General features: G+C 44.5%; 25 protein-coding genes. 14 read left to right on the plus strand and 11 right to left on the minus strand.

Going from position 1 to position 20,800, the window contains the following annotated elements:
• Positions 1-235 precede the first annotated feature (235 nt).
• Positions 236-1,258: a beta-eliminating lyase-related protein gene (locus QUA16_RS13405; protein WP_333106952.1), complete on the minus strand. Its 1,023-nt coding sequence runs from the start codon at positions 1,256-1,258 to the stop codon at positions 236-238.
• A gap of 82 nt (positions 1,259-1,340) precedes the next feature.
• On the opposite strand from QUA16_RS13405, the gene QUA16_RS13410 reads away from it, so the two are divergent.
• The 7 genes from QUA16_RS13410 to QUA16_RS13440 all read left to right on the plus strand — a co-directional run bounded on the left by QUA16_RS13410 (position 1,341) and on the right by QUA16_RS13440 (position 6,439).
• Positions 1,341-1,553 carry a DUF2997 domain-containing protein gene (locus tag QUA16_RS13410; RefSeq protein ID WP_006633566.1) on the plus strand — a complete coding sequence of 71 codons (213 nt, stop codon included), beginning with the start codon at positions 1,341-1,343 and terminating at the stop codon, positions 1,551-1,553.
• A gap of 11 nt (positions 1,554-1,564) precedes the next feature.
• Positions 1,565-2,347, plus strand: a complete 783-nt coding sequence (locus QUA16_RS13415; RefSeq protein ID WP_333106954.1) for an XRE family transcriptional regulator — start codon at positions 1,565-1,567, stop codon at positions 2,345-2,347.
• 123 nt (positions 2,348-2,470) lie between these two features.
• Positions 2,471-4,135, plus strand: coding sequence for an Hsp70 family protein (locus QUA16_RS13420; RefSeq protein ID WP_333106956.1), 1,665 nt, complete (start codon positions 2,471-2,473; stop codon positions 4,133-4,135).
• Positions 4,136-4,189: 54 nt separating this feature from the next.
• A complete protein-coding gene (locus tag QUA16_RS13425) occupies positions 4,190-4,447 on the plus strand; it encodes a hypothetical protein (protein ID WP_333106958.1) in 258 nt (85 codons plus the stop codon).
• A 66-nt stretch (positions 4,448-4,513) separates the two neighbouring features.
• A complete protein-coding gene (locus QUA16_RS13430) occupies positions 4,514-4,795 on the plus strand; it encodes a hypothetical protein (protein ID WP_333106960.1) in 282 nt (93 codons plus the stop codon).
• Positions 4,796-4,823: 28 nt separating this feature from the next.
• A complete protein-coding gene (locus tag QUA16_RS13435; protein WP_333106961.1) occupies positions 4,824-5,681 on the plus strand; it encodes a bifunctional class I SAM-dependent methyltransferase/HIT family protein in 858 nt (285 codons plus the stop codon).
• 188 nt (positions 5,682-5,869) lie between these two features.
• Positions 5,870-6,439, plus strand: a complete 570-nt coding sequence (locus QUA16_RS13440; protein WP_333106962.1) for a hypothetical protein — start codon at positions 5,870-5,872, stop codon at positions 6,437-6,439.
• Between the two features lie 91 nt (positions 6,440-6,530).
• Here QUA16_RS13440 and QUA16_RS13445 read toward each other — a convergent pair whose 3' ends face one another.
• Complete coding sequence (locus QUA16_RS13445) at positions 6,531-7,085, minus strand: GNAT family N-acetyltransferase (RefSeq protein ID WP_333106963.1); 555 nt, start codon at positions 7,083-7,085, stop codon at positions 6,531-6,533.
• Between the two features lie 310 nt (positions 7,086-7,395).
• Here QUA16_RS13445 and ilvA point away from each other — a divergent pair, with 310 nt between their 5' ends.
• Positions 7,396-8,928, plus strand: coding sequence for a threonine ammonia-lyase, biosynthetic (ilvA, locus tag QUA16_RS13450; RefSeq protein WP_333106984.1), 1,533 nt, complete (start codon positions 7,396-7,398; stop codon positions 8,926-8,928).
• Positions 8,929-8,994: 66 nt separating this feature from the next.
• Here the strand turns inward: ilvA and QUA16_RS13455 are convergent, their stop codons facing one another.
• From QUA16_RS13455 to QUA16_RS13470, 4 genes are all read right to left on the minus strand, one after another.
• The gene (locus QUA16_RS13455) at positions 8,995-9,342 is read right to left on the minus strand and encodes a DUF5615 family PIN-like protein (RefSeq protein ID WP_333052757.1); all 348 of its coding nucleotides are present in this window, start codon (positions 9,340-9,342) and stop codon (positions 8,995-8,997) included.
• The gene (locus QUA16_RS13460) at positions 9,339-9,674 is read right to left on the minus strand and encodes a DUF433 domain-containing protein (RefSeq protein ID WP_333052758.1); all 336 of its coding nucleotides are present in this window, start codon (positions 9,672-9,674) and stop codon (positions 9,339-9,341) included. The genes QUA16_RS13455 and QUA16_RS13460 overlap by 4 nt, the downstream gene beginning before the upstream one ends.
• A 14-nt stretch (positions 9,675-9,688) precedes the next feature.
• On the minus strand, positions 9,689-9,871 hold the full coding sequence (locus tag QUA16_RS13465) for a hypothetical protein (RefSeq protein ID WP_333106965.1): 183 nt from the start codon (positions 9,869-9,871) through the stop codon (positions 9,689-9,691).
• Positions 9,872-10,195: 324 nt separating this feature from the next.
• On the minus strand, positions 10,196-10,702 hold the full coding sequence (locus tag QUA16_RS13470; RefSeq protein ID WP_333106966.1) for a hypothetical protein: 507 nt from the start codon (positions 10,700-10,702) through the stop codon (positions 10,196-10,198).
• Positions 10,703-10,964: 262 nt separating this feature from the next.
• On the opposite strand from QUA16_RS13470, the gene QUA16_RS13475 reads away from it, so the two are divergent.
• Entirely contained in the window at positions 10,965-11,480 is a 516-nt protein-coding gene (locus QUA16_RS13475) for a hypothetical protein (protein WP_333106986.1), read from the plus strand.
• 7 nt (positions 11,481-11,487) lie between these two features.
• Here QUA16_RS13475 and QUA16_RS13480 read toward each other — a convergent pair whose 3' ends face one another.
• Positions 11,488-11,748: a ParE family toxin-like protein gene (locus tag QUA16_RS13480; protein WP_333106967.1), complete on the minus strand. Its 261-nt coding sequence runs from the start codon at positions 11,746-11,748 to the stop codon at positions 11,488-11,490.
• Positions 11,745-11,942 carry a hypothetical protein gene (locus tag QUA16_RS13485; RefSeq protein ID WP_333106968.1) on the minus strand — a complete coding sequence of 66 codons (198 nt, stop codon included), beginning with the start codon at positions 11,940-11,942 and terminating at the stop codon, positions 11,745-11,747. The genes QUA16_RS13480 and QUA16_RS13485 overlap by 4 nt, the downstream gene beginning before the upstream one ends.
• Positions 11,943-12,153: 211 nt before the next feature.
• Between QUA16_RS13485 and QUA16_RS13490 the strand changes: the two genes are divergently transcribed.
• A complete protein-coding gene (locus QUA16_RS13490) occupies positions 12,154-12,360 on the plus strand; it encodes a hypothetical protein (protein WP_333106969.1) in 207 nt (68 codons plus the stop codon).
• Complete coding sequence (locus QUA16_RS13495; protein WP_333106970.1) at positions 12,360-12,707, plus strand: type II toxin-antitoxin system PemK/MazF family toxin; 348 nt, start codon at positions 12,360-12,362, stop codon at positions 12,705-12,707. The genes QUA16_RS13490 and QUA16_RS13495 overlap by 1 nt, the downstream gene beginning before the upstream one ends.
• Here the strand turns inward: QUA16_RS13495 and QUA16_RS13500 are convergent.
• The 3 genes from QUA16_RS13500 to QUA16_RS13510 form a co-directional block, all read right to left on the minus strand.
• The gene (locus QUA16_RS13500; protein WP_333106971.1) at positions 12,695-12,973 is read right to left on the minus strand and encodes a type II toxin-antitoxin system ParD family antitoxin; all 279 of its coding nucleotides are present in this window, start codon (positions 12,971-12,973) and stop codon (positions 12,695-12,697) included. The genes QUA16_RS13495 and QUA16_RS13500 overlap by 13 nt on opposite strands.
• 291 nt (positions 12,974-13,264) lie before the next feature.
• Positions 13,265-14,125, minus strand: coding sequence for a DUF6920 family protein (locus QUA16_RS13505; protein ID WP_333106974.1), 861 nt, complete (start codon positions 14,123-14,125; stop codon positions 13,265-13,267).
• Positions 14,126-14,171: 46 nt separating this feature from the next.
• Positions 14,172-14,546, minus strand: coding sequence for a DUF1257 domain-containing protein (locus tag QUA16_RS13510; RefSeq protein ID WP_190743059.1), 375 nt, complete (start codon positions 14,544-14,546; stop codon positions 14,172-14,174).
• 382 nt (positions 14,547-14,928) lie between these two features.
• Here QUA16_RS13510 and QUA16_RS13515 point away from each other — a divergent pair, with 382 nt between their 5' ends.
• From QUA16_RS13515 to QUA16_RS13525, 3 genes are all read left to right on the plus strand, one after another.
• On the plus strand, positions 14,929-16,119 hold the full coding sequence (locus QUA16_RS13515) for a WD40 repeat domain-containing protein (RefSeq protein ID WP_333106975.1): 1,191 nt from the start codon (positions 14,929-14,931) through the stop codon (positions 16,117-16,119).
• A 538-nt stretch (positions 16,120-16,657) separates the two neighbouring features.
• Positions 16,658-19,030, plus strand: a complete 2,373-nt coding sequence (locus QUA16_RS13520) for a PAS domain S-box protein (protein WP_333106977.1) — start codon at positions 16,658-16,660, stop codon at positions 19,028-19,030.
• Positions 19,030-20,730, plus strand: coding sequence for an EAL domain-containing protein (locus QUA16_RS13525; RefSeq protein WP_333106980.1), 1,701 nt, complete (start codon positions 19,030-19,032; stop codon positions 20,728-20,730). The genes QUA16_RS13520 and QUA16_RS13525 overlap by 1 nt, the downstream gene beginning before the upstream one ends.
• Positions 20,731-20,800: the final 70 nt, after the last annotated feature.

Raw genomic sequence — 20,800 nt, forward strand, 5'->3', positions numbered from 1 at the left:
AAATCCCCGCGCCTATTTTTCGCATTTAAAATGTAGGGGCGGGTTTCACAAACAATAATTGTAAATAACACACAATCTCTCAAACCCGCCCCCACCTCACGAGAAATCCCCGCGCCTATTTTTCGCATTTAATATAAATCAAGGTTGATGTGGATTATTGATTAGGTGGGGGCGGGTTTCTTAGATTGTTCATAGCTGGTCGGTATTATTTGTAAAACCCGCCCCTACATTTTAATCATTGATGTCGTTTAACCGCTTCCACCAAAGCAATAACATCCGCTTCCAGAGTATTAAAAGCCGTTACCAGTCTAATAGTACATTCATCCCACCGATAAAACAGAAAGCCCTCAGCTAAAACCGCTGCAATTACCGATTCTGGAAGTTGAATAAAAATCTCGTTGGCTTCAACCCGATGGCAAAACTTTGCGCCCTCAACTCCCGCCAAACCGGCGGCTAATTTGGCTGCCATATTATTTGCATGAGCCGCATTCTTCAGCCACAAGTCATCCGTTATATACGCTTCCAACTGCGCCGACAAAAACCGCATTTTCGAGAAAAGATGCCCGCTGCGCTTACGGTAAAAAGGGAAAGTCTTTGCTAATTCTTGATTAAAAAATACCACAGCTTCCGCAGCCATCGCGCCGTTTTTTGTCGCTCCAAACGAGAGAATATCCACACCAGCGCGCCAAGTCACATCAGCAGGAGAACAGCCAAGACTGGCGACAGCATTGGCAAAGCGAGATCCATCCATGTGCAGGTGCAAATTGCGATGGCGAACTACTTCCGAAATATGGGAAATGTCCGCTGGATTGTAGACTGTGCCGGCTTCCGTTGCTTGAGTGATGCTGACGGCTGCGGGCTGTACGTGATGGACGATACCTGCACCAGCGCGATCGAGTATTTTTCCTAAAGTCTCTGCCTCTATTTTACCATGATTTCCTGTTACTGTAACTAACTTGGCACCCCCTGTAAAAAACTCCGGTGCGCCGCATTCATCTACATTAATATGAGATTCCGCGTGACAGTAAACAGCGCCGTAAGGAGGAGTAACAACCGCCAGGGCTAGAGCATTAGCAGCAGAACCGGTTGCTACAGGGAAAACAGTCACCGATGTCTCGAACAAATCCGAAAACTTAACTTGCAAACGCTGTGTATATTCATCATCTCCGTAAGACATCACAGCACCGCAATTAGCCGCTGCAATCGCAGCCATAATCTCCGGCGAAACCCCGGTTGCATTGTCGCTACAAAAATTCATTAGAATAATTGGTAAATAGAATCTATAATATAACTCAACCCTCAACCGTCAACACTCAAGCATTAAACCACGAGGCAGAATTATGGCAGAATACCGCCAAATAGAATACCGCATCGGCAAAGACGGCAAAATTACCGAAACCGTCCTCAACGCCACAGGTTCGAGTTGCACCGAAACCACCGCCGGAATTGAAAAAGCCCTCGGAAAAGTAGAATCTCAAGACTTGCTGCCAGAATACTACCAAGGCGAAGAAAATTTGGTCGTTGAACAAACGCAGACTTTAAAACAAGTTTAGAAAAATTAACAATGTTCTATCTTCTCGGTGCAACAGTTGATGTAACAACAGTGCCTGCCTTCAGCTTCGCGCTAGCTATCGGGGGCATTTTTCTAATTTTAGTCTACGTTTATGCTGCATCTGAGGCGGGAGATGCGATCGAGTTTAAGTACGATACAATTCTGCGGGAACGCATGAATCAGCTAGACATTCTCGATTGGCAAGACTTAGGCGAAAAAGCAGGCTTAAGTCGCTTTGGGGTGCGCTTAGTGCGGCAGGGAGACGTGGGAAAACTCACCCTAGACCAACTGAGGCGGCTGGCAACAGTGCTGAATTTGAATTTCCAAGAGTTCGATCGCACTTTGAGCGCGCTGCCCATATCGGCTACAATCACAACTAATCCCACCGAAATTGAAGAATTGAGGCAGCAGTGTTTCCGGCTGCGGGAAGAACTGCAGCAGCAAAAAGCTCAACTAACTGCCGATTTTCGCCGCGCTACCTTTGAACAGTTGCAAACTTTGTTAACCAACTATCCCGCCGCCCGCAAAATGGCAGAAGCCAAGCCGGATATGCCCGCAAAAAATCTCTCAGCTTTGTTTACTCCCTTAGAAAACCTGTTATCAAGCTGGGATTTTCAAACAATCGGTTCTGCGTGGGAACAAACTGCTTACAATCCGCAGTTGCACCAGCCGGATGTTGAGGATATAACAGAAGGAGAATTAGTTTATATTCGATTTGTAGGCTATCGGGAGGGAGAGCGAATTCTTACTCCTGCTAAAGTTAGTCGCACCCTTCCAGGTGGCATAAAAAATTAAGTAAGGGGTGCAATGCGACCCTACAAATAGAGTAGATGCCTAACTCCTATAAAGTTAGCTGCACCACCCAGGGCTGCAGGAAAAATTAAATCTAAAATCTAAAATCTAAAATCTAAAATCACCATGACTACAGTTGCCATTGACTTCGGTACGAGCAACACGGTTGTCTGCATTCTTAACCCGGATACGCAAACACCAGAAACTTTGAGATTGGGCGAGATGTCCCGCATTTTTAAAACGAATAATTCGGGCGGAGATGTTCGAGAAATCTCTGTAGTGCCGACTTTAGTTTTTGTGAAAAAAGCCGGAGATTTGGTGTTAGGAGAAAAAGTGCGATCGCAGCGTTTGGGACAATCCCAGCCAGACCGCTTTTTCAAAGCTTTTAAACGCAATTTAGCTGCCGATTTTCAGCCGCCGCCCCGCAATATCGACGGCGAAACCTACACAGTCGAATCCGTGGCAGAACAGTTTATCAAAACTATTTGGGAACAATTATATTTACAAAATATACAGGCAGACAAAGTAATTTTTACCGTCCCCGTTGGAGCATTTGAGCGATATCTAGATTGGTTTCGCGACTTAGGAGAAAGTTTGGGAGTTGCGGAAGTTCAGGTAATAGATGAATCCACAGCCGCCGCCCTGGGATATGCAGTACAACGCCCCGGCTCTCTAGTTTTAGTAGTTGATTTTGGCGGCGGAACTTTAGATTTAAGTTTAGTTCGCACTGCTCTAACCCCCCCCTTACCCCCCCTTACCAAGGAGGGGAGAAATCTCGCTTCCCCCCTTAGCAACGCGGGGACAAATCTTGCTCCCCCCCTTACCAAGGGGGGGCTGGGGGGGGTACGTGCCGAAGTATTGGCAAAATCCGATGCTTATGTAGGCGGCGAAGATATTGACATCTGGATTGTCGAAGATTATTTGCGGCAAATTGGTTCGTCGCGGGCAGAAGTCGGCCCAATTGGCTGGCAAAACTTATTAGAAATAGCGGAAAAATTAAAAATTCAACTTTCTCAAGTTAATGAGGCGAAGGAAAGCTGGTTTGACGATGAAAATTTTATGTCTTACGACTTGCAGCTAAACCGAGAGAAGCTTGAAGAAATTCTGGAATCTAGGCAGTTGTTAGAACAGTTGCGGGAAAGTTTAGATGAAGTGCTGAGTATTGCGCTGGGAAAAGGGATCGGCAAAGCAGATATAGAACAGGTTTTGCTGGTAGGAGGAACTTCTTTAATCCCGGCTGTATCTAATTTAGTGGTTTCGTATTTTGGGCGGCAAAAAGTCCAAAGAGACAGGCCTTTTGAAGCCGTGGCGCACGGTGCTTTAGCCTTGACACAATTGGCTAGTGTTGACGATTATTTGCGTCACAGCTATGCAATTCGCCTCTGGGAACCTTATGCTAAAGCTTATGCTTATTCGCCGATATTTAGCAAGGAAATGAAGTATCCCTGTCAAAGTTCCGAAGAGTTGACGCTGCAAGTGGCAATTGAAGGGCAAAGGGAAATTCGGTTAGATATTGGGGAAGTTGCAGAGGTATCGCAAGCGGAGGTTATTTTTAACGAAAAAGGGCAAATGACGAGCAGTTTGCTCAACAAACAGACGGATTTTCGGTCTCTGGAAAGCCACCACCAGCAGGTTTGTGTGGCGCATTTGAATCCGCCTGGGGTATTGGGAATTGACAGGGTTTCGGTGAGTTTTGAGGTGGATGAGAGGCGGGTTTTGTTGGCGACGGTGCGGGATTTGGTGACTGGTAAGGTGTTGGTGGAAAAAGGGGCGATCGCCAAACTGCAATAATGCTAAAATCTCAAGTATTATCGGTATTTTTTAGTTAAGTTAAGGACTTTTAAAATGTCATATAGTGAATTTACTACCATCACCAAAGTGCGTGCAGCATTTAACCTCACTGTTAATGAAAAAACTGTTTTGTTTGCAGATGTAGAATCAATTGCACCTAGCGAATATCTCAAAACAACCCTAGCAGAATATATCCCTCTCGCCAATGCTATCAATACTGAAAAAGCTCGCTCCGAGTTAATTATTGCTCCCGTATTATTAGAAGTACGGCGCATTTTAAACTTCCAAATCGGCTTTTTTTCCGGCACATAATTTAATGCCGATCCCGAAAGTGGACTTAACGGGTACTGCGATTATATCCTCACCGCATCCAGCGATTTGTACGAAATCAGAACACCAGTTGTAACCTTAGTAGAAGCCAAAAATGAAAACATCAAAAACGGATTAGGACAGTGTATTGCTGAAATGTTGGGAGCCCAGCGATTCAATCAACAGCAAAATGATGAAATTGAGGCGATTTACGGAGGTGTTACCACGGGAAATGCTTGGAAGTTTCTCAAATTGGTAAATCAAACAGCTTTTATTGACTTGAACGATTATTATATTAACCAAGTTGACAAAATTCTCGGAATTTTAACAAAACCTTTACGTAAAGACTAAAAACAACGATTGACATCAAATTTCTGCCATGAAAAAGCAACAAAATAAATTCAGCCACCTGACGGCAATGGAAAGAATTTCCCTGTCCTTTCCGGCCAGATTTTTATTAGATAAAAACTTGCTGCAAGGCAAAGTCTTAGATTTTGGGTGCGGCTTGGGCAGCGATGTGAGATTGTTGCAGCAAAAAGGGTTCGAGATTACGGGTTATGACCCTTATTATTTCCCGGAATTCCCCCAAGATAAATTCGACACAATCATTTGCTTTTATGTTTTGAATGTTTTGTTTCCTGAAGAACAAGCTAATGTCCTGATGGAAGTGTCGCACCTGTTGAAACCGGGAGGGAATGCGTATTTTGCGGTGAGAAGGGATATCAAAAAAGAAGGCTTTCGAGAACATTATGTCCACAAAAAACCTACATATCAGTGCATTGTCAAACTTCCCTTTAAGCCAGTTCACCTAGATGAGTCTTGCGAAATTTACAAATACGTGCATTACAACCATCAAAGAAATTCTACTAATAACTGCATATTCTGCAATCCGTATAAAAACCTAATTTTGCTAACTGAATCAGCAACAGCTTATGCGATTTTTGACGGTTATCCAGCCAGCAAAGGTCATGTTTTAATCATCCCCAAGCGTCACGTGGCCAATTATTTTGAACTGCCGTTTCGAGAGCAATCGGCTTGCTGGTTTATGGCTAATAAGGTGCAAGAAATGTTAACGAAAGAGTTTCAGCCAGACGGTTTTAATGTGGGAATCAATATTAATAAAGATGCAGGTCAAACTCGCCGTCATGCGGCTATTCATGTTATCCCTCGTTACAGGGGTGATGCGGCTGGAAATAAGGGTGGGATTAGGTATGTGCTTCCCAAGAGTGAAAAATAAAAGTTAGCAAATTGTCAAAGGAATTATTTTTTACCGCAGAGGCGCAGAGAACACAGAGGGATAGAGAAGAGAGGAATTCATAATTTTTGTAAGGATTGTTATATTTGAGCAAACGGCGAGCCAAATAGAGTTAAAATGTGTTTGCAAGGTCTAAAACTACACATTAGCAGCAATTTGGTGTTCTGTTTATGTCTAAGCGCAAAAAGCAAGCATGGCTCAAGGAAACTCTAGAACTCAAAGAAGACCACAATTGGAAGTCAAAGCCTGGAACTCGAATTTTTGTAGCAGGAAGAGGTGCAGTCCGCTTTGATGTCCCGGAAGATTGGCATTTTGAACCGGATACTAATTCGTTCCGATTTACGGATAAAAAGCCGCCGGATGATGATTGTCGTTTGGAGGTTTCGTTTAATTTGCTACCACCTGGTAACTGGGCAGATTTTCCGCTGGTGCCGCTATTACAGAAGGTGGTTGAAGATGATACGCGAAATCCGATCGCTCCTGGGGACATTATCCAATTGAAGCGGCAAACTGCCCGCGTTGTTTGGACTGAATTTAAGTTTATCGACCCTCCAGAACAGCGGGAAGCTTATTCGCGAATCTGTATTGGATTGGGTTCTAATGTTCAGTGTTTGATTACTTTTGATTACTGGGTTGACGATGCAGAACGTTTGACTCCTGTCTGGGATACGGTGATGGATTCGTTAGTTCTGGGTTTGTTTATCAGCGACCCTCGAACGGGGTTCGCACGTCCAGACTAGACCGATTTTCGGGGAAACTTTCAACAACTAATTTTGCTAAGTGTTGGATTGGCAAGCCACCAGTTAGTAAATTTAGAACCAACATTAAACTTTACAACCGCTTTGCCATGAAAATATCGGGCTTGCCAATTCCGTTGGCGTCGGGCATCACTCCCACAATCGCAAAACCCATTTTTTGATAAAATTCGTAGGGATGACCGCGCAAATTTCTAATTTTGGCGATGTGTTCCCAAACGTTAGGGTAAAGATTGATGCCTGAAAGAGTTGTTTGATTGTCTTCGTCGTCGGTACCCACCCACAGCACGAGCCCTCCCCGGTTTTTAGCTTCTGCTGCTAAATCAGCTACGAGCGATCGACCAATTCCTTGTCCGCGAAATTCTGTTCTCACTACCAGCGGGTGCAGTTCCCAAACATTACCGTCATACTGTTTAATCCCGCCAATCCATCCCAAAACTTGATTGCTGTCGCCCACAGCAATTCGACTGATGCGATCGGCTGCTAAAGATTCTTGCACTTCTTGCAAAGCAGAATTTATATCGGGCCAAGCCTCGGGCCAATGCTCTTTAAAACCTTCAACTATTAATCTAGCTACCTGTTGAATTTTTGGCTCGTCAACCGCACGCAAATCTGTAATTTGTACGTTCATGATTTTACATACTAAATCAAGGATTACGGACTATAGCCTTTCTCAGTAAGATGAGGTTCTCTCGGATCTAGGGCATAGGGCATAGGGCATAGGGCATAGGGCATAGGGCATACCTCATTTTATTGAGAACTGCTATAATACCGCTCACAAACCGGATTTTCTAACCGGGGAAACGGCAAAAACGAATTATTATTCATAGTCTTCAGGCTCCTTATGTTCCCAAGGCGAAAAGTTATTATTGAAAACTTGCGATCGCCAATTCCCCGCAAAATACTAACACAAGTGCCGTACAATTAACCCACCATCCGGCATCAACCAACCTGCTAACCCCATGCTTTGCGATTACCTGGTACAAATCCTCACCGCCCGCGTCTACGATGTTGCTCAAGAAACAGCACTAGAATGCGCCCCGAATCTATCAGCACGGCTCAACAATAAACTTTTGCTGAAGCGAGAGGATATGCAGTCGGTGTTTTCCTTCAAACTGCGGGGTGCCTACAACAAAATGGCGCAACTGTCGCCGGATTTGCTAGCACAAGGTGTCATTGCAGCTTCCGCCGGCAACCACGCCCAAGGAGTAGCCCTCGCCGCCCGTCACCTGGGAACTCGCGCGATCATAGTCATGCCCGTAACGACGCCGCAGGTGAAGGTAAATGCGGTGATAGCCCGTGGTGGAGAGGTAGTCTTGCATGGGGATGCTTACGATGATGCTTACGCCTTTGCGCGCCAATTAGAGGCCCAAAAAGGTATGACTTTTATTCACCCTTTTGATGATCCCTACGTGATTGCTGGACAGGGTACGATCGGCATGGAAATTCTACGGCAACATCAAAAACCAATTCACGCGATTTTTGTGGCAATTGGTGGCGGCGGATTGATTTCGGGAATTGCGGCTTATGTCAAGCGGTTGCGGCCGGAAATTAAGATTATTGGCGTCGAACCGGTGGATTCCGATGCAATGAATAAATCGCTGAAAGCAGGTAAACGGGTGCGTTTGTCGCAGGTGGGTTTATTTGCTGACGGCGTTGCTGTGCGGGAAGTTGGGGAGGAAACTTTTCGGTTGTGTCAGGAGTATGTGGATGAGATTATTTTGGTGGATACGGATGATGTTTGCGCGGCGATTAAGGATGTTTTTGAAGATACGCGATCGATCTTAGAACCTGCAGGCGCTTTGGCGATCGCAGGTGCGAAAGCTTACGTCGAACGGGAACAAATCGCAGGAGAAACATTAATTGCTGTTGCTTGCGGCGCGAACATGAATTTCGATCGCCTGCGTTTTGTAGCAGAAAGAGCCGAGTTTGGCGAACGTCGCGAAGCGATTTTTGCAGTCACAATTCCTGAACAACCGGGAAGTCTCCGCAGGTTTTGCGAATGTCTGGGAAAGCGCAATTTAACGGAATTTAGCTATCGAATTGCGGATGAAAAAGAAGCACATATTTTTATAGGCGTGCAAATTCAAAACCGTGCCGATGCGGTGAATATAGCCGCAAGTTTTGAAGATTGTGGCTTCAAGACTTTGGATTTAACTGATGATGAATTAACGAAATTGCACGTGCGGCATATGGTGGGCGGGCGTTCGATGCTGGCCGATCATGAATTGTTTTATCGCTTTGAATTTCCCGAACGTCCGGGTGCGTTGATGAAGTTTGTCGGTTCGATGAGCCCTAATTGGAATATCAGCGTTTTTCACTATCGAAATAATGGCGCAGATTACGGGCGAATTGTGGTGGGAATTCAAGTACCGCCCGATGAGATGCAGGAATGGCAGGCTTTTTTGGATACGCTGGGCTATCAGTATGGGGATGAGAGTCAGAATCCAGCTTATAAGTTGTTTTTGAGGTAGGGTTTTTTGGGGAAAGGGCGATCGAGTTTAAGGTGCACCAAAGCTCAATTAAACCGTTACAACTCATCATAAAGGGAGATACTGAATTTGTCCTGCCAATTCTCCCTCAAGACTGCACTCCAGAAGGATTAGAATATCCTCAATAACTCGACCAATGGGTGCATCGAAGGTAATTTCAAAAACTCCTGGCATTGACTTACCTGCCGCCATACGTTCATAGGCATAGCGGGTAATAGTAGCAACATCATGGGTTAGTAATATCCGATCTTCTTCGGCCGCCCATTCCAGCACTGTTGGGTCATCTTCACCGGATAAGCCAACGTCTTGGACGCGAACAATGTCAATGTCTGATTTGCGACGCATCAAACCTCTAACAATTGTATTGTCAAAGTTTTCATCAGCTAGGAATTTCATGCCGATTTCTCTGCCTTGCGGGCCAGCAATCTGTCACGCAATCCCTGCGGATCAAACCTTGCCTCATTCATTTTGCGAATCTCTTGTGCTTGTTGCTGTCTTTGCTGCAAATACGTTTCGACTTCCTGCTGATGATTGAGGTAAAAGGCGATGGTGGCATACACGTCAGCTAATCTCAACGACGGATAACGATAAACGATTTCCTCCGCGGTTGTTCCCTGCTTAAACACTGCAATCACGGTATCTAAAGTCACGCGAGTGTTACCGACTCGCACTACGCCGTCAGCATTGGTCTTTAGGGGGGCCTGTTCAGCTACAACTGCTAATGTCATGGCAACCTTAACGCTTACTGTCTGAATTGTATCAGAACTTCGATATGACTTTGAGGGAAAATTTCAGTTAGAGGGGTAATATGGCCAGCAGCGATTTCCTGACGTACTACCTCAGCTATACTATCCCACTGAGCGTCTGTTGTAGCTTCAAATTTAGCATTCCACGCGCGTTCATCACTGATATCTTCTTCCGCCATTAGAATGCGGATTAACTCTCGTTTCTCGATCGCAGACAGTTGTCTAATGGTAGGGAGTAATTCTGTTAGTGCGATCGGTTGTTTTCCTACGATGCGTCTATGTTAACGGTAGCAGGTTAGCGTAGTAATTGCAACTTCCAGGGGAGCTTGACAAAGATAGGCGCGATCGCATCTTAGTTGCGATCGCGCGGCGGTATGATATTCCTAATGTTGAAACGATTTGGTAGTTGCGGGCGATCGCACTTGGGTTTTCTGGTTAGGGCGCTCCGCAAAACATACAATTGCTATAATAACTCTTAGTAATTTGACACTAAAGAGGTAAAATTAAGGAGTACGGTTTCCTGACTTCAATATTGCACCCAGCATAAAAATACCGCCAAAACCCAATAGGTATGGAGGAAAATTTTGGATAAATGAAGCAAGTTCCCGGCTGATTTCTATTCCTTTTGCATTCAAGATATTATCACCCTCTGTTACTAGGATACACGGTTTTACAAGGGCTTCTGGAAAACACAAAACTCGTTCCTTAAAGAACAGACCAGCTCCGCCTGTCATGATGAGGATTACTGCAAGAATAGTAAGCAATTGGGGGAAGTTTACTGCTTCCATTTTGAAATTGAAGCCTACAGTATATCTGGCATCAAACTCTTGATCGGATAGACTATTGAATCGGAAAATATCCCCCAATATGAGAAAGTACCCGACTAAAATAAAACTAGACAATAATACTAATATAGCACCTGGACTATCTCCTATATAAAATCGATGTAATCCTGGTATCGTAAAAAGCGATATAATTGCTACAAGTCTTGCTTTTTTTCTGTTTGACATAATAATTTATTGCTAAGTCAACTAACTCTTGGATAGCCAGCTTTGTATAAACCCATCTCTCACACAGGGAGAATATCAACATCGGGATTTTTTTTGCTACAACCCAATATTCCATACAGTAGACCGATCGCACTAACCCTGTAAAGGAAAAAAAGTTGGAAAAAGTGGGAACTTCCTAAAATTCGGATGCGAAGCCAAAAAAAGTTGGAAAAAGTTGGAAAAAGTTTGGTATAGTAACCATACCTATCTCACCATCCCACCTATGGACAGTCCTCAGATATTGCAATTTGTCGATGAAGCTGTCTATACCAACACAGGTAAACGTCTAAATAACTTGCAGCGGAGGATTATCGCAGGCATACTGAATCGTCAAAGATATGCTGACGTTGCAGAAACTCATGATTATAGCTCCCAGCACGTTAAAAAGGCTAGTCACGAGCTTTTGCAAATGTTATCTGAAGTGTTTGGCGAACAAGTTAAGAAAAGTAATCTTGAATCCGTCCTAGAAAGGCAGATAAATCATAATATAAATCTTGGTAATAAGAATACTTTTAAAAATACTAACAAAATTAGCTACATTAACAATTGTTCTAATCCCTCTACTCCCACGCCAGATGAAAGTCAGCCGGAAACTCCCGACTTGCAGCAGAAAAGCAAAAATCAAACTAAGATTGAAACAATTGATAAATTACGGCAGTTTGGCTTGAGCGACGAACAAATTGCAGAAGCGCTAGATATACCTTTAGAGCAGGTTAAACAGGCGGACTTGGAGGAGTAAGTCGGCGCTATTTACGATCGAGAATCCCATCATAATTACTATGAGAACCTATCCAAAACCACAAAACCCCTTCTGGCTTGTCAAAACCTAACGCCCTGTAGTTTCGTCCTACTCTTACAGACCATAACGTGCCAATCTGCTTGAAGCGCAGTGATGGATGCTTCGGATCTGCCTTAAGCAATTCATAGTTTTTGTCCGCCAATTCTTGAATTTCGATCGGCAGTTGACGGTAATATTCCCAAAATTCAGGTGTTGTGAAATGCTTCAAATTTCCCTACACTTTCCTTCACTAAATGCTTGTTCTGCTTGTCGCATCAAGGTGTCAAATTTGCCTGCGTTCACATCCTCTTCAATTTGCTTATCCCAAAGTGCTTCTTGAAACTTGTCTAGCCATTCGAGAAACTCTGCGAGTTCATTTTGTGAAAGTTCCGTTACTGCTGTCTTGAGTTCTGTAATGTTCATGGGTAAGTATCTTTTTTTCCTAAAATTAGTTTACCAGTTTGCTATAATTATATCGCGTCGAGCGATCTTTGAAACCAGCGATCGGCAAAATTTGGATTTCGAGCTCGACTCCCTACGGGATAGCTTCGCTTCACCCTCTTAGTCTTTTTGTTATAATCATCGAAGGTTGCCTTGTTGAAGTAAAATAAAATATCACCATATTTTTTCAGCTATGAACACAAAACTCATTGAATCCTTAGTACAAATCATCCAGACACTCTCAGAAGACGAGCAATTGCTAATAAAAGCAAAACTATTTAATAACATCCCCTATCCTTCTACTGTGGAAATAACCCAGTTAGCCCAAAGCGGAGGAGTATTTCAATTCCTGCACGACGAACCTGATATTTACACCCTTGAAGATGGAGAGCCAATTTAGTGAAGCTAAAAAAAGGAGATATTGTTTTAGCTGAATTTCCCTTTACAGATTTGAGTCAGAAAAAGTTACGGCCAGCTTTAGTGCTGTGGGCAAGTTCAACCATAGATGAAATTACGATATGCTTCATTTCTTCGCAAAATGTCACTAGCCTAAGTTTAGATGAATTTGCTTTAAATGCTTCAGATCCAGAATTTTATAGCACGGGATTAAAAGTATCTTCTAAAGTTAGAGTGACTCGGATTGTCAGCCTTGAACAGAGATTAATACTGAGACGATTGGGCGAGTTAGGAAGTCAGCAAATGCAGCAATTGAATGCAACTATCATACAAGCATTTCAATTAGTATAGCCTTGTTTACTCTTGCGTACTTGCCGGAAACGATCGCAAATCCCTGCAATAAAGGTTTCGCCATCAATCGGTGGAGTATGTTCGGACATGGCAACAGCAGCATCTATCTTAACTCGTACACCCTCGATCCACTGGCGATCGGCGCGATCGTACTCATCTAACAATCGCAAAGCAACTTCCAGCACTTCTTCGGCAGAACCATATTTACCAGTTTGCAGTTTAGTTTGGATGAATATCTCTTGGGTTTTCGTCAGAGTAATGCTCATAGTATTGATTTACTCGTTTGTTTTAATTATATCGCATCAGTCCTCGAAACCAGCGATCGGCAAAATCTGGATTTTCACTTATCCTACAACTAGGAATTCATTAAACTTATTTTTAAAATCTGACGATACCGTCAACGGCTTGTAAACCTCACCTTCATAGAGTTTCCAGACATATCCCAAACTGAACGCTCGAAAAGTTGGAGGCGAACCAATCGCTTGCCAAATATTATCAAATTGTTCCCATGAAATAGGGGAGAAAATCTCAGACGCGCCCTACAACACAAACTAGAATCATCGTGCAAACTCATAGGCAATATTCGTGATGCGGCCGCGCCAGTAGGGCAATAGCGAGCCATCAAACAGTTGCCACGCCACCTCACCGGAGAGCGGAATCCGCATACCGTCTCGCAATTCGTAGTCCCAGAAGCGGCCTTGCCAGGGCGCAAACACCAGCCCGCCGTTAACTGTACGGGCGCGGGCCTCCGCGCGGATACTGGCGATTAGCCCTGCTTCATCAAAGCGGAAATCCAGGGAAACAGCGGTGTCGCCATCCTGTAGCGTTGCTCTGGCCGAAGAATTGTCGATCGCATCCCAGCGAACACCCTGACTCGGCAGCAGTCTCGTCGGATACCAAGCCGCCTCCGCGAAAAAGCGCATCAGTTCCCCCTGTGCAGCTTCTGGAGTGCCGCGGATATCCGCCAGAGTCACCAGGCCCAGCAGCGCTGCATGGAGGATGCCTTCGCCAGAAATGTAGGCATCATGAACAAACGCATTGATACCGGGCATCATGGCAATTCGCCCCTCCCAGTCAAAGCCAGGGCGCTGAGTAATTACCAATTGAGTTGAGGTGAAGGCGCTCCATTTTTCTGCGGTTTCGCTCATGTTAAACGTGCCTTCGTGGGAAACCCGCGCTGCTGCAATTAGCGGTTGTCCATCCTTCATCACCGCGCGAAAGTAGCGCTGCACGGGCTGGGGTAAATCGGCGATTTCCCGCGCATCAAATGTGAGAGGTTTAATCGGCGATCGCGCAGCTTCCAGAGTGGCTCGCAGTTCCTTGGTACCGAGATGCCAGCGGTATGTTCCAAGGGCGATCGCGCCAACAATGACAACTACAAGCGCCAGGATAATTAGTACGATCGCCGATCGCCACATGGTGATTCCTCTTGATACCTAAAAACGAGTTAATCAAGGGCGAGTCTTAAACCCATCTACCCACTACAACTCTCAGCGTTCCATCTGCCAAAGTTTCCTCTTCTTCAACATGAAAACCCTCTGACTGCACCGCCGCCATCAAACTTTTCCGCGCGTATTTTTGACTAATTGAATTGATAAATTCCTGCTGATTAATTCGAGCGCCCCAAAAATCCGCTACCAATTCGTAATCCTCTCCGCTGCGGCGAAAACCCAAATCGTAACCATTAGATTGCCGAATCACGTACTCGGCATTAGTTTTGTCACCCCGATAACCCCGTACCTGCACATTGGACTCTACTTGATAACCCAACTCTTCCAACACTTGATGCAGCAGTTCGCCGTTCTTGATCTGAACCTTGATAGTTGTGAAGTGTGACATATCACTTTCGGATTTTTGTGTGAAACGCTAATTTGATTATAATACTATAAACTGCAACAGTCAATAAGTTATAAGTTGCGAGCTTAAACCGGGTTTTAGCGTCAGCGAAAGCAGCCCGGTTACAAGCCCCCGGATTCATCTGTGCAGAAATTAAAAACATAGTAGCCGATAACAATTCCCCCGATTGAGCCGTGAGTTCGTTTTCTTCACTCCTCCAATTCTTCAAATCCAAAATCTAAAATCGTATGATAGCCGATAATTGTAACCAACCTAAACAATACGATGTATCCGACAACAATTCCCCCGATTGAGCCGTGAGTTCGTTTTCTTCAATCCTCCAATTCTTCAAATCTAAAATCCAAAATCTAAAATCTAAAATCGTATGATGGCCGACAATTCTAACCAGCCCAGAGAATATGATGCCGTCCTCGGCGGCCAAAGTCAAATCCCGATCGCCGGCGCAGTTTTGGGAGGCATCGCCGGGGTCAAGCAGCGCTTCAACAGTCCCAGTATAGAGCCGCGGATTGCCGCTGTTAAAGATGCTCCTAAATACGGAGGCGCTGGCTTAAATTTAGCAATTGAGGCGCTGCTTGACCCCGCAGCAGAAGTGCAGCGAGTTGCTTATTTAATTTTGCGATCGAGGACAGAACCTCTAGTGCGCCAAACTTTAAAAGAATTCGTGCCTTACAAGCTTTTTGACTGCATCCGCAGTGTGAAAACAGGGACAAATGTTGCTATTAGTCCCGGAGGATCTCGCACCGCGAGTTTGCACGGCAAAATAATTAGAATTTGCGATGTAGATACAGGAGAAATACTCTATACTGTTGACAAGTATCCCCGCGCTCAAGAAACTTTTGTCCTTTGCCAAGAAAGCGAAGTTTTTGTGAGAAGCAGAAATACTCCGAAACACCGTGCGATCGAAATTTGGCAAGGAGGAGAATTGCGGCATACTTCTCTCGGACATGAAGGGGAAATTAGCACAATTGTCATCAGTCCTGACAGTCAAGTTATCGCCAGCGGTTCGGCAGATACTACTATCAAAATTTGGAATTTAGAGACGGGAAAGTTAATCTGTACTTTTGGCAGTCTTTTAACTTGGGGAGCTCATAAAGCAGGAATTGTTAGTCTTGCTTTTAGCCCGATCGCACAAACTCTCGCTAGCAGCAGTTCTGACGGTACAATTAAACTGTGGAACCTCCGCAGCAGAGAATGCTCCCAAACAATTAAGGGTTATGCGAATTGTCTGGCTTTCAGTCCAGACGGGCAGACTTTGGCTACTGGCGGCTGGGACAGAAATATTCAACTGCGGCAGCTATCGAATCCAGATAGTTCCATCACTTTGGCAGGGCATTTTAACTCGATAAATGCGATCGCCTTTAGTGCCGACGGACTCACTGTTGTCAGTGCTAGTGCCGATGGTAATATCAAATTTTGGAATGCCAGTACGGGCGAAAATATTCACACTCTCAGCGGACATCAAAACTCTGTTACTTGTCTTACTTTTAGCAGCGATGGTGAAACTATTATCAGCGGCAGCTTAGACAAAACTGTCAAAATTTGGGGAGTTAATTGAAGGAAGTTCGGCAACGGATTCTGTAACGGATGTAGCGGATGGAAGAAATAGGGCATAGGGCATAGGGCATAGGGCATAGGGCATAGGGCATAGGGCATAGGGCAGAAGGCAGAAGGCAGAAAGAAGAGGGAATCGACTTCATGATTTTCACAAATTAAGTACCTCCTAACCATTCAGGCGCTGCCTATATTTCAATTTTCCCGATTCCCGATTCCTCGGTGCGTGAATCTACGCAAACAAATATAATAAATTTACAATCCACTTCTTGTGCAAGCCGAGGATTGCGGAACTTCTTTTTGCATTACTACAAATAGTGACCGTAAAAATACCGACGAATCGGCCTTATTCAGCTTATTATCAATTTGTGAACAGTCGCCGGAAAGCCTGAGCGAGCCTCAATTTCTGAATCCTTTAAAGTAGCTTTAATATATCGCATCTTGGTCGGAGGAGTATTCCTGCTAATTGTAATATTTGACTTAAAAAGTTTATGCTTAAAAGATAGGCTGAGGTTAAATATACAGTGCGCCCTAGAGTAACCATGTCACACTGCAACCAATCCATCTGTCGTTCCCGCAATCTCCCAGAAATGTGCGACACTGCTGCCAGTTGGCAGCAAAAAGCCGATCGACTAAGGGTAGAATTAAACACCACCCAGGATCTGCTTCACGCAGAAATCGAGAGGCTCAAACAAGCCAACGAAACCCTTCAGGCCGCCGTCAGTTGTGCCCCCGTTTTCCTGTGGGCAACAGACAGAGACGGCAAGTTAACCCTTGCAGCAGGGAAAGGATTAGAAAATTTGGCCCTCAAACCAGGTGCAACTGTCGGGCTGTCGATTGGTGAAGTTTACAGCAGCCAGCCAGATATCTTAGAAAATATTGCCGAGGTACTAGCAGGAAACGATCGCACTTGGAATGCCCGACAGGGGCATTGTATTCACGAAATTCGATCGGCAGCCCTGCGAGATGGAAACGGCGAAGTTGTCGGCGCAGTTGGTGTTTCTACTGAAATTACCGAGCGCGAGCAGTCCATCGCCACTCTGGAAACGGCAAATCAACAATTAGAAGACAGACTTCAGCAGCAAACGGCAGTCTTCAATGCAGCACTTGCCGAAAGCGAAAAAAAGTATCGCAATCTGGTAGAAACCTCCCAAGAATTGATTTGGTCGATCGATATTGAAGGCCTCTTGACTTTTGTCAATTCCGCCGCCAAACGCATCTACGGTTACGAACCGCCAGAAATGATCGGAAGGCGCTTCACCGATTTTTTAGTTCCCGATCAAGAAAGTAGATCAAGAGAAATATTGGCCCAACTTTTAGCGAGAACCAAAATTCAGCCACAAACCGCTAATTCTCCTTACGAAACAGTACACCTTCGCAAAGACGGTACTCCCGTTCACCTGCGCGTCAACAGCATCGTCAACCAAGCTGAAAACGGCGCTATTTTAGGGTTGTGCGGAACGGCGACAGATATTAGCGATCGCAAGCGATCGGAAGAAGCACTCCAAGAAGCTACAGACCAACTTCGCGCCGTTTTGGATGCCGTACCCGGACTGATTTCTTGGATTAGTTCAGATTTGCGGTATATAGGAGTCAACCAGCACTTAGCAACCTCATTCAACCTGTCTCCTGAAAGCTTTGTCGGTCAAGAAATCAACTTTCTCGACAAAGGCTCGACTTTCGGAGAACTGATCCGAAATTTTTTTGACAGTTCATCTCAGCAAACCTGCCAAGAAATAGAAATAGAAATTAACGGTTTCGTCCGCAACTATTTGATAGTAGCTCAGAAATATCATCAGGGAACCGCAGCAGTTTCTGTAGGAATAGACATTACCGATCGCAAGCGTGCCGAAGCTCTCAAGAACCAATTGATATGCTCGCTGCAAGAATCAGAACACAAATTTCGTAGCCTTTATGAAGCCACCAGCGAAGCAGTAATGTTGCTTGACGAAAAGGAATTTTTTGACTGCAACCCCGCTACCTTAAAAATATTTGGCTGTAGCAACAAACAAGAATTTTACGGCAAGCATCCGAGGGAATTTTCCCCGCCATTTCAGCCTAACGGACAAGATTCAGCCAGTTTAGCTTCACAGAAAATGAACATAGCAATGCTCATAGGTAGCTGTCGATTTGACTGGGTACACCAACGACTCGACGGTTCAGAATTTTCCGCAGAAGTTCTGTTAAACGCAATGGAAATTAACGGAAAAAAATTTCTCCAAGCAGTAGTACGCGACATTACAGATCGCAAACGAGATGAGGATCAAATCAAAGCCTCCCTCGCCGAAAAAGAAGTCCTTCTCCAAGAAATTCACCACCGCGTCAAAAACAACCTCCAAGTTATTTCCAGTTTGCTCAAACTTCAGTCACGCTACATCCAAGACAGCCACGTTAGTGAAATGTTAAAAGACAGTCAAAACCGAGTGAGATCAATGGCCCTGGTTCACGAACAATTGTACCAATCCAAAGACTTGTCAAACATTGACTTTGCTGAATACATCCAAAATCTCGCCCACAATTTATTCCAAGCTTATGAAAATCATGCAGAAGGCGTCAAGTTGCAAACAAATATTGCGCCGTGTTCTCTCAATATTGATACGGCAGTTCCTTGCGGGTTAATTATCAACGAGCTTGTGACAAATGCCCTCAAATATGCCTTTAAAGGACAAGTTAAAGGTAAAATTAACATAGATTTAACTTTAGATAATAACAGAGTTTGCGTGCTAACCGTGAGCGACAGCGGAATTGGTTTTCCTCAAGACTTAGATTATCGCAAAGCCAGAACGTTGGGTTTGCGACTTGTCGGGTCTTTAGTCAAGCAAATCCGGGGGAAAATAGAACTGTTAGAAACTGCGGGTACGACTTTTAGAATAACCTTTTGTCAACCAAAATTGCACTCTAAGGAGAAAAATTAGTGTCCAACAAAAAAATTCTGATAGTTGAAGACGAGAGCATCATTGCGGAAGACATTTCCGACAGTTTGATATCTCTAGGATATAGAATAACTGGCATGGTCTATTCTGGAGAAGAAGCGATAGAATCCGCAGCCAAATTGCGCCCGGATTTAGTTTTAATGGATGTTAATCTGCAAGGAGAAATCGACGGCATTACAGCAGCCGAAGAAATTCGCTTGCGCTTTCAAATCCCGGTAGTTTATCTGACAGCTTATGCCGATGAAACTACTTTGCGACGAGTCAATAGTACAAAACCGTTTGGCTATATTGTCAAGCCATTTGAAGAAAAAACCTTGCACACAACTATTCAACTGGCACTCTACCGACATCAGTATGACAGCTTGACAAACCTGCCGAATCGTTCATTTTTGCGAGAAAAGTTAAGTCGAGAATTAGATGGTCAAAAAGAATTGTCAGGAGTCGTTCCAGTTGTCACGCTTAGCTTAGATAAAATCAACCGCATTAACAGTACCTGGGGACACGATATCGGCGAGTCGGTGCTTTGCAGCATCGCCCAGCGGCTAACTAACTGCATGGAAAACATTAATATTGTTGCTCGTTTGGAAGCGGCAGAATTCGCGCTGATTCTTAAACCAGTTGCAAAAAAACAGGATGTGGCTAAGATTGCTCAAAACATTTTAGATATTGTATCCGAAGGTATGATTGTCAAAGATTGCGAAGTCTATGTCACTGCTAGTATGGGTATCTGCTTGTATCCCGGGGACGGCACCGACGGAGATGAAATGCTGAAAAATGCTTATATAGCAATGTATCAATCTCAGCAGAAAGGCGGCAATAATTATCATTTTTATACGGCAAAGAAGGCTAAATTTTTTATCAATACACTTCTTCAAGAAACTTGCTTGCGCCATGCTTTAAAAAGCTCAGAGTTTGAAATTCACTATCAGCCGCAAATAGAAATCAATACAGGTAAAATTATTGGTGCTGAAGCTTTAGTCCGCTGGAATCATCCAGAACGGGGGCGAGTTTCCCCTGGGGAATTTATTCCAATGGCTGAAGAAATGGGCTTGATTGCACCGTTGGGTGAATGGGTATTAGAGACTGCTTGCAGGCAAACTAAAACATGGCAGAGAGCAGGTTTACCGCCCCTACGACTGGCAGTTAACGTGTCAGCCCGTCAATTCGAGCGCAAAAATTTCACGGAAAGAGTCAGGGAGATATTAACAGAAACCGATCTCGATCCCAAGTGTTTGGAATTAGAACTGACGGAAAGTCTTGTTTTGCAAGACGAAATTGCAGCAGCTAAAGCTTTTAGGGTGTGGAAAGATCAGGGGATTAGGATAGCAATTGATGATTTTGGGACGGGATATTCTTCTTTGAGTTATCCAAAACGCTTTCCGTTTGATGCGATAAAAATTGACAAGAGTTTTATTCGCAACATTGCACACGATCGCCAAAATGCAGCGATCACAATAGCGATTATTCAAATGGCACACTGCATGAACATGACGGTGGTGGCTGAGGGGGTAGAAAATGAGCAAGAACTTGATTTTTTGTGCGAGTACGAATGCGACGAAATTCAAGGCCATCTTTTCAGCCCAGCTTTGCCAAGGGCTGAGTTTGAAGCGCTGCTGAAAAGCGATAAGTGCTGGGATTTACATCAATTCCGGTTGCAATCCTCCGGAATTGTTGAGTGTTGACTGTTGGCTGTTGACTGTTGACTGTTGACCGTTGACAACTGACAACTGACAACTGACAACTGACAACTGA

The sequence above is a fragment of the Microcoleus sp. S13_C3 genome, assembly GCF_036700905.1.
Taxonomy (GTDB): Bacteria; Cyanobacteriota; Cyanobacteriia; order Cyanobacteriales; family Microcoleaceae; genus Microcoleus.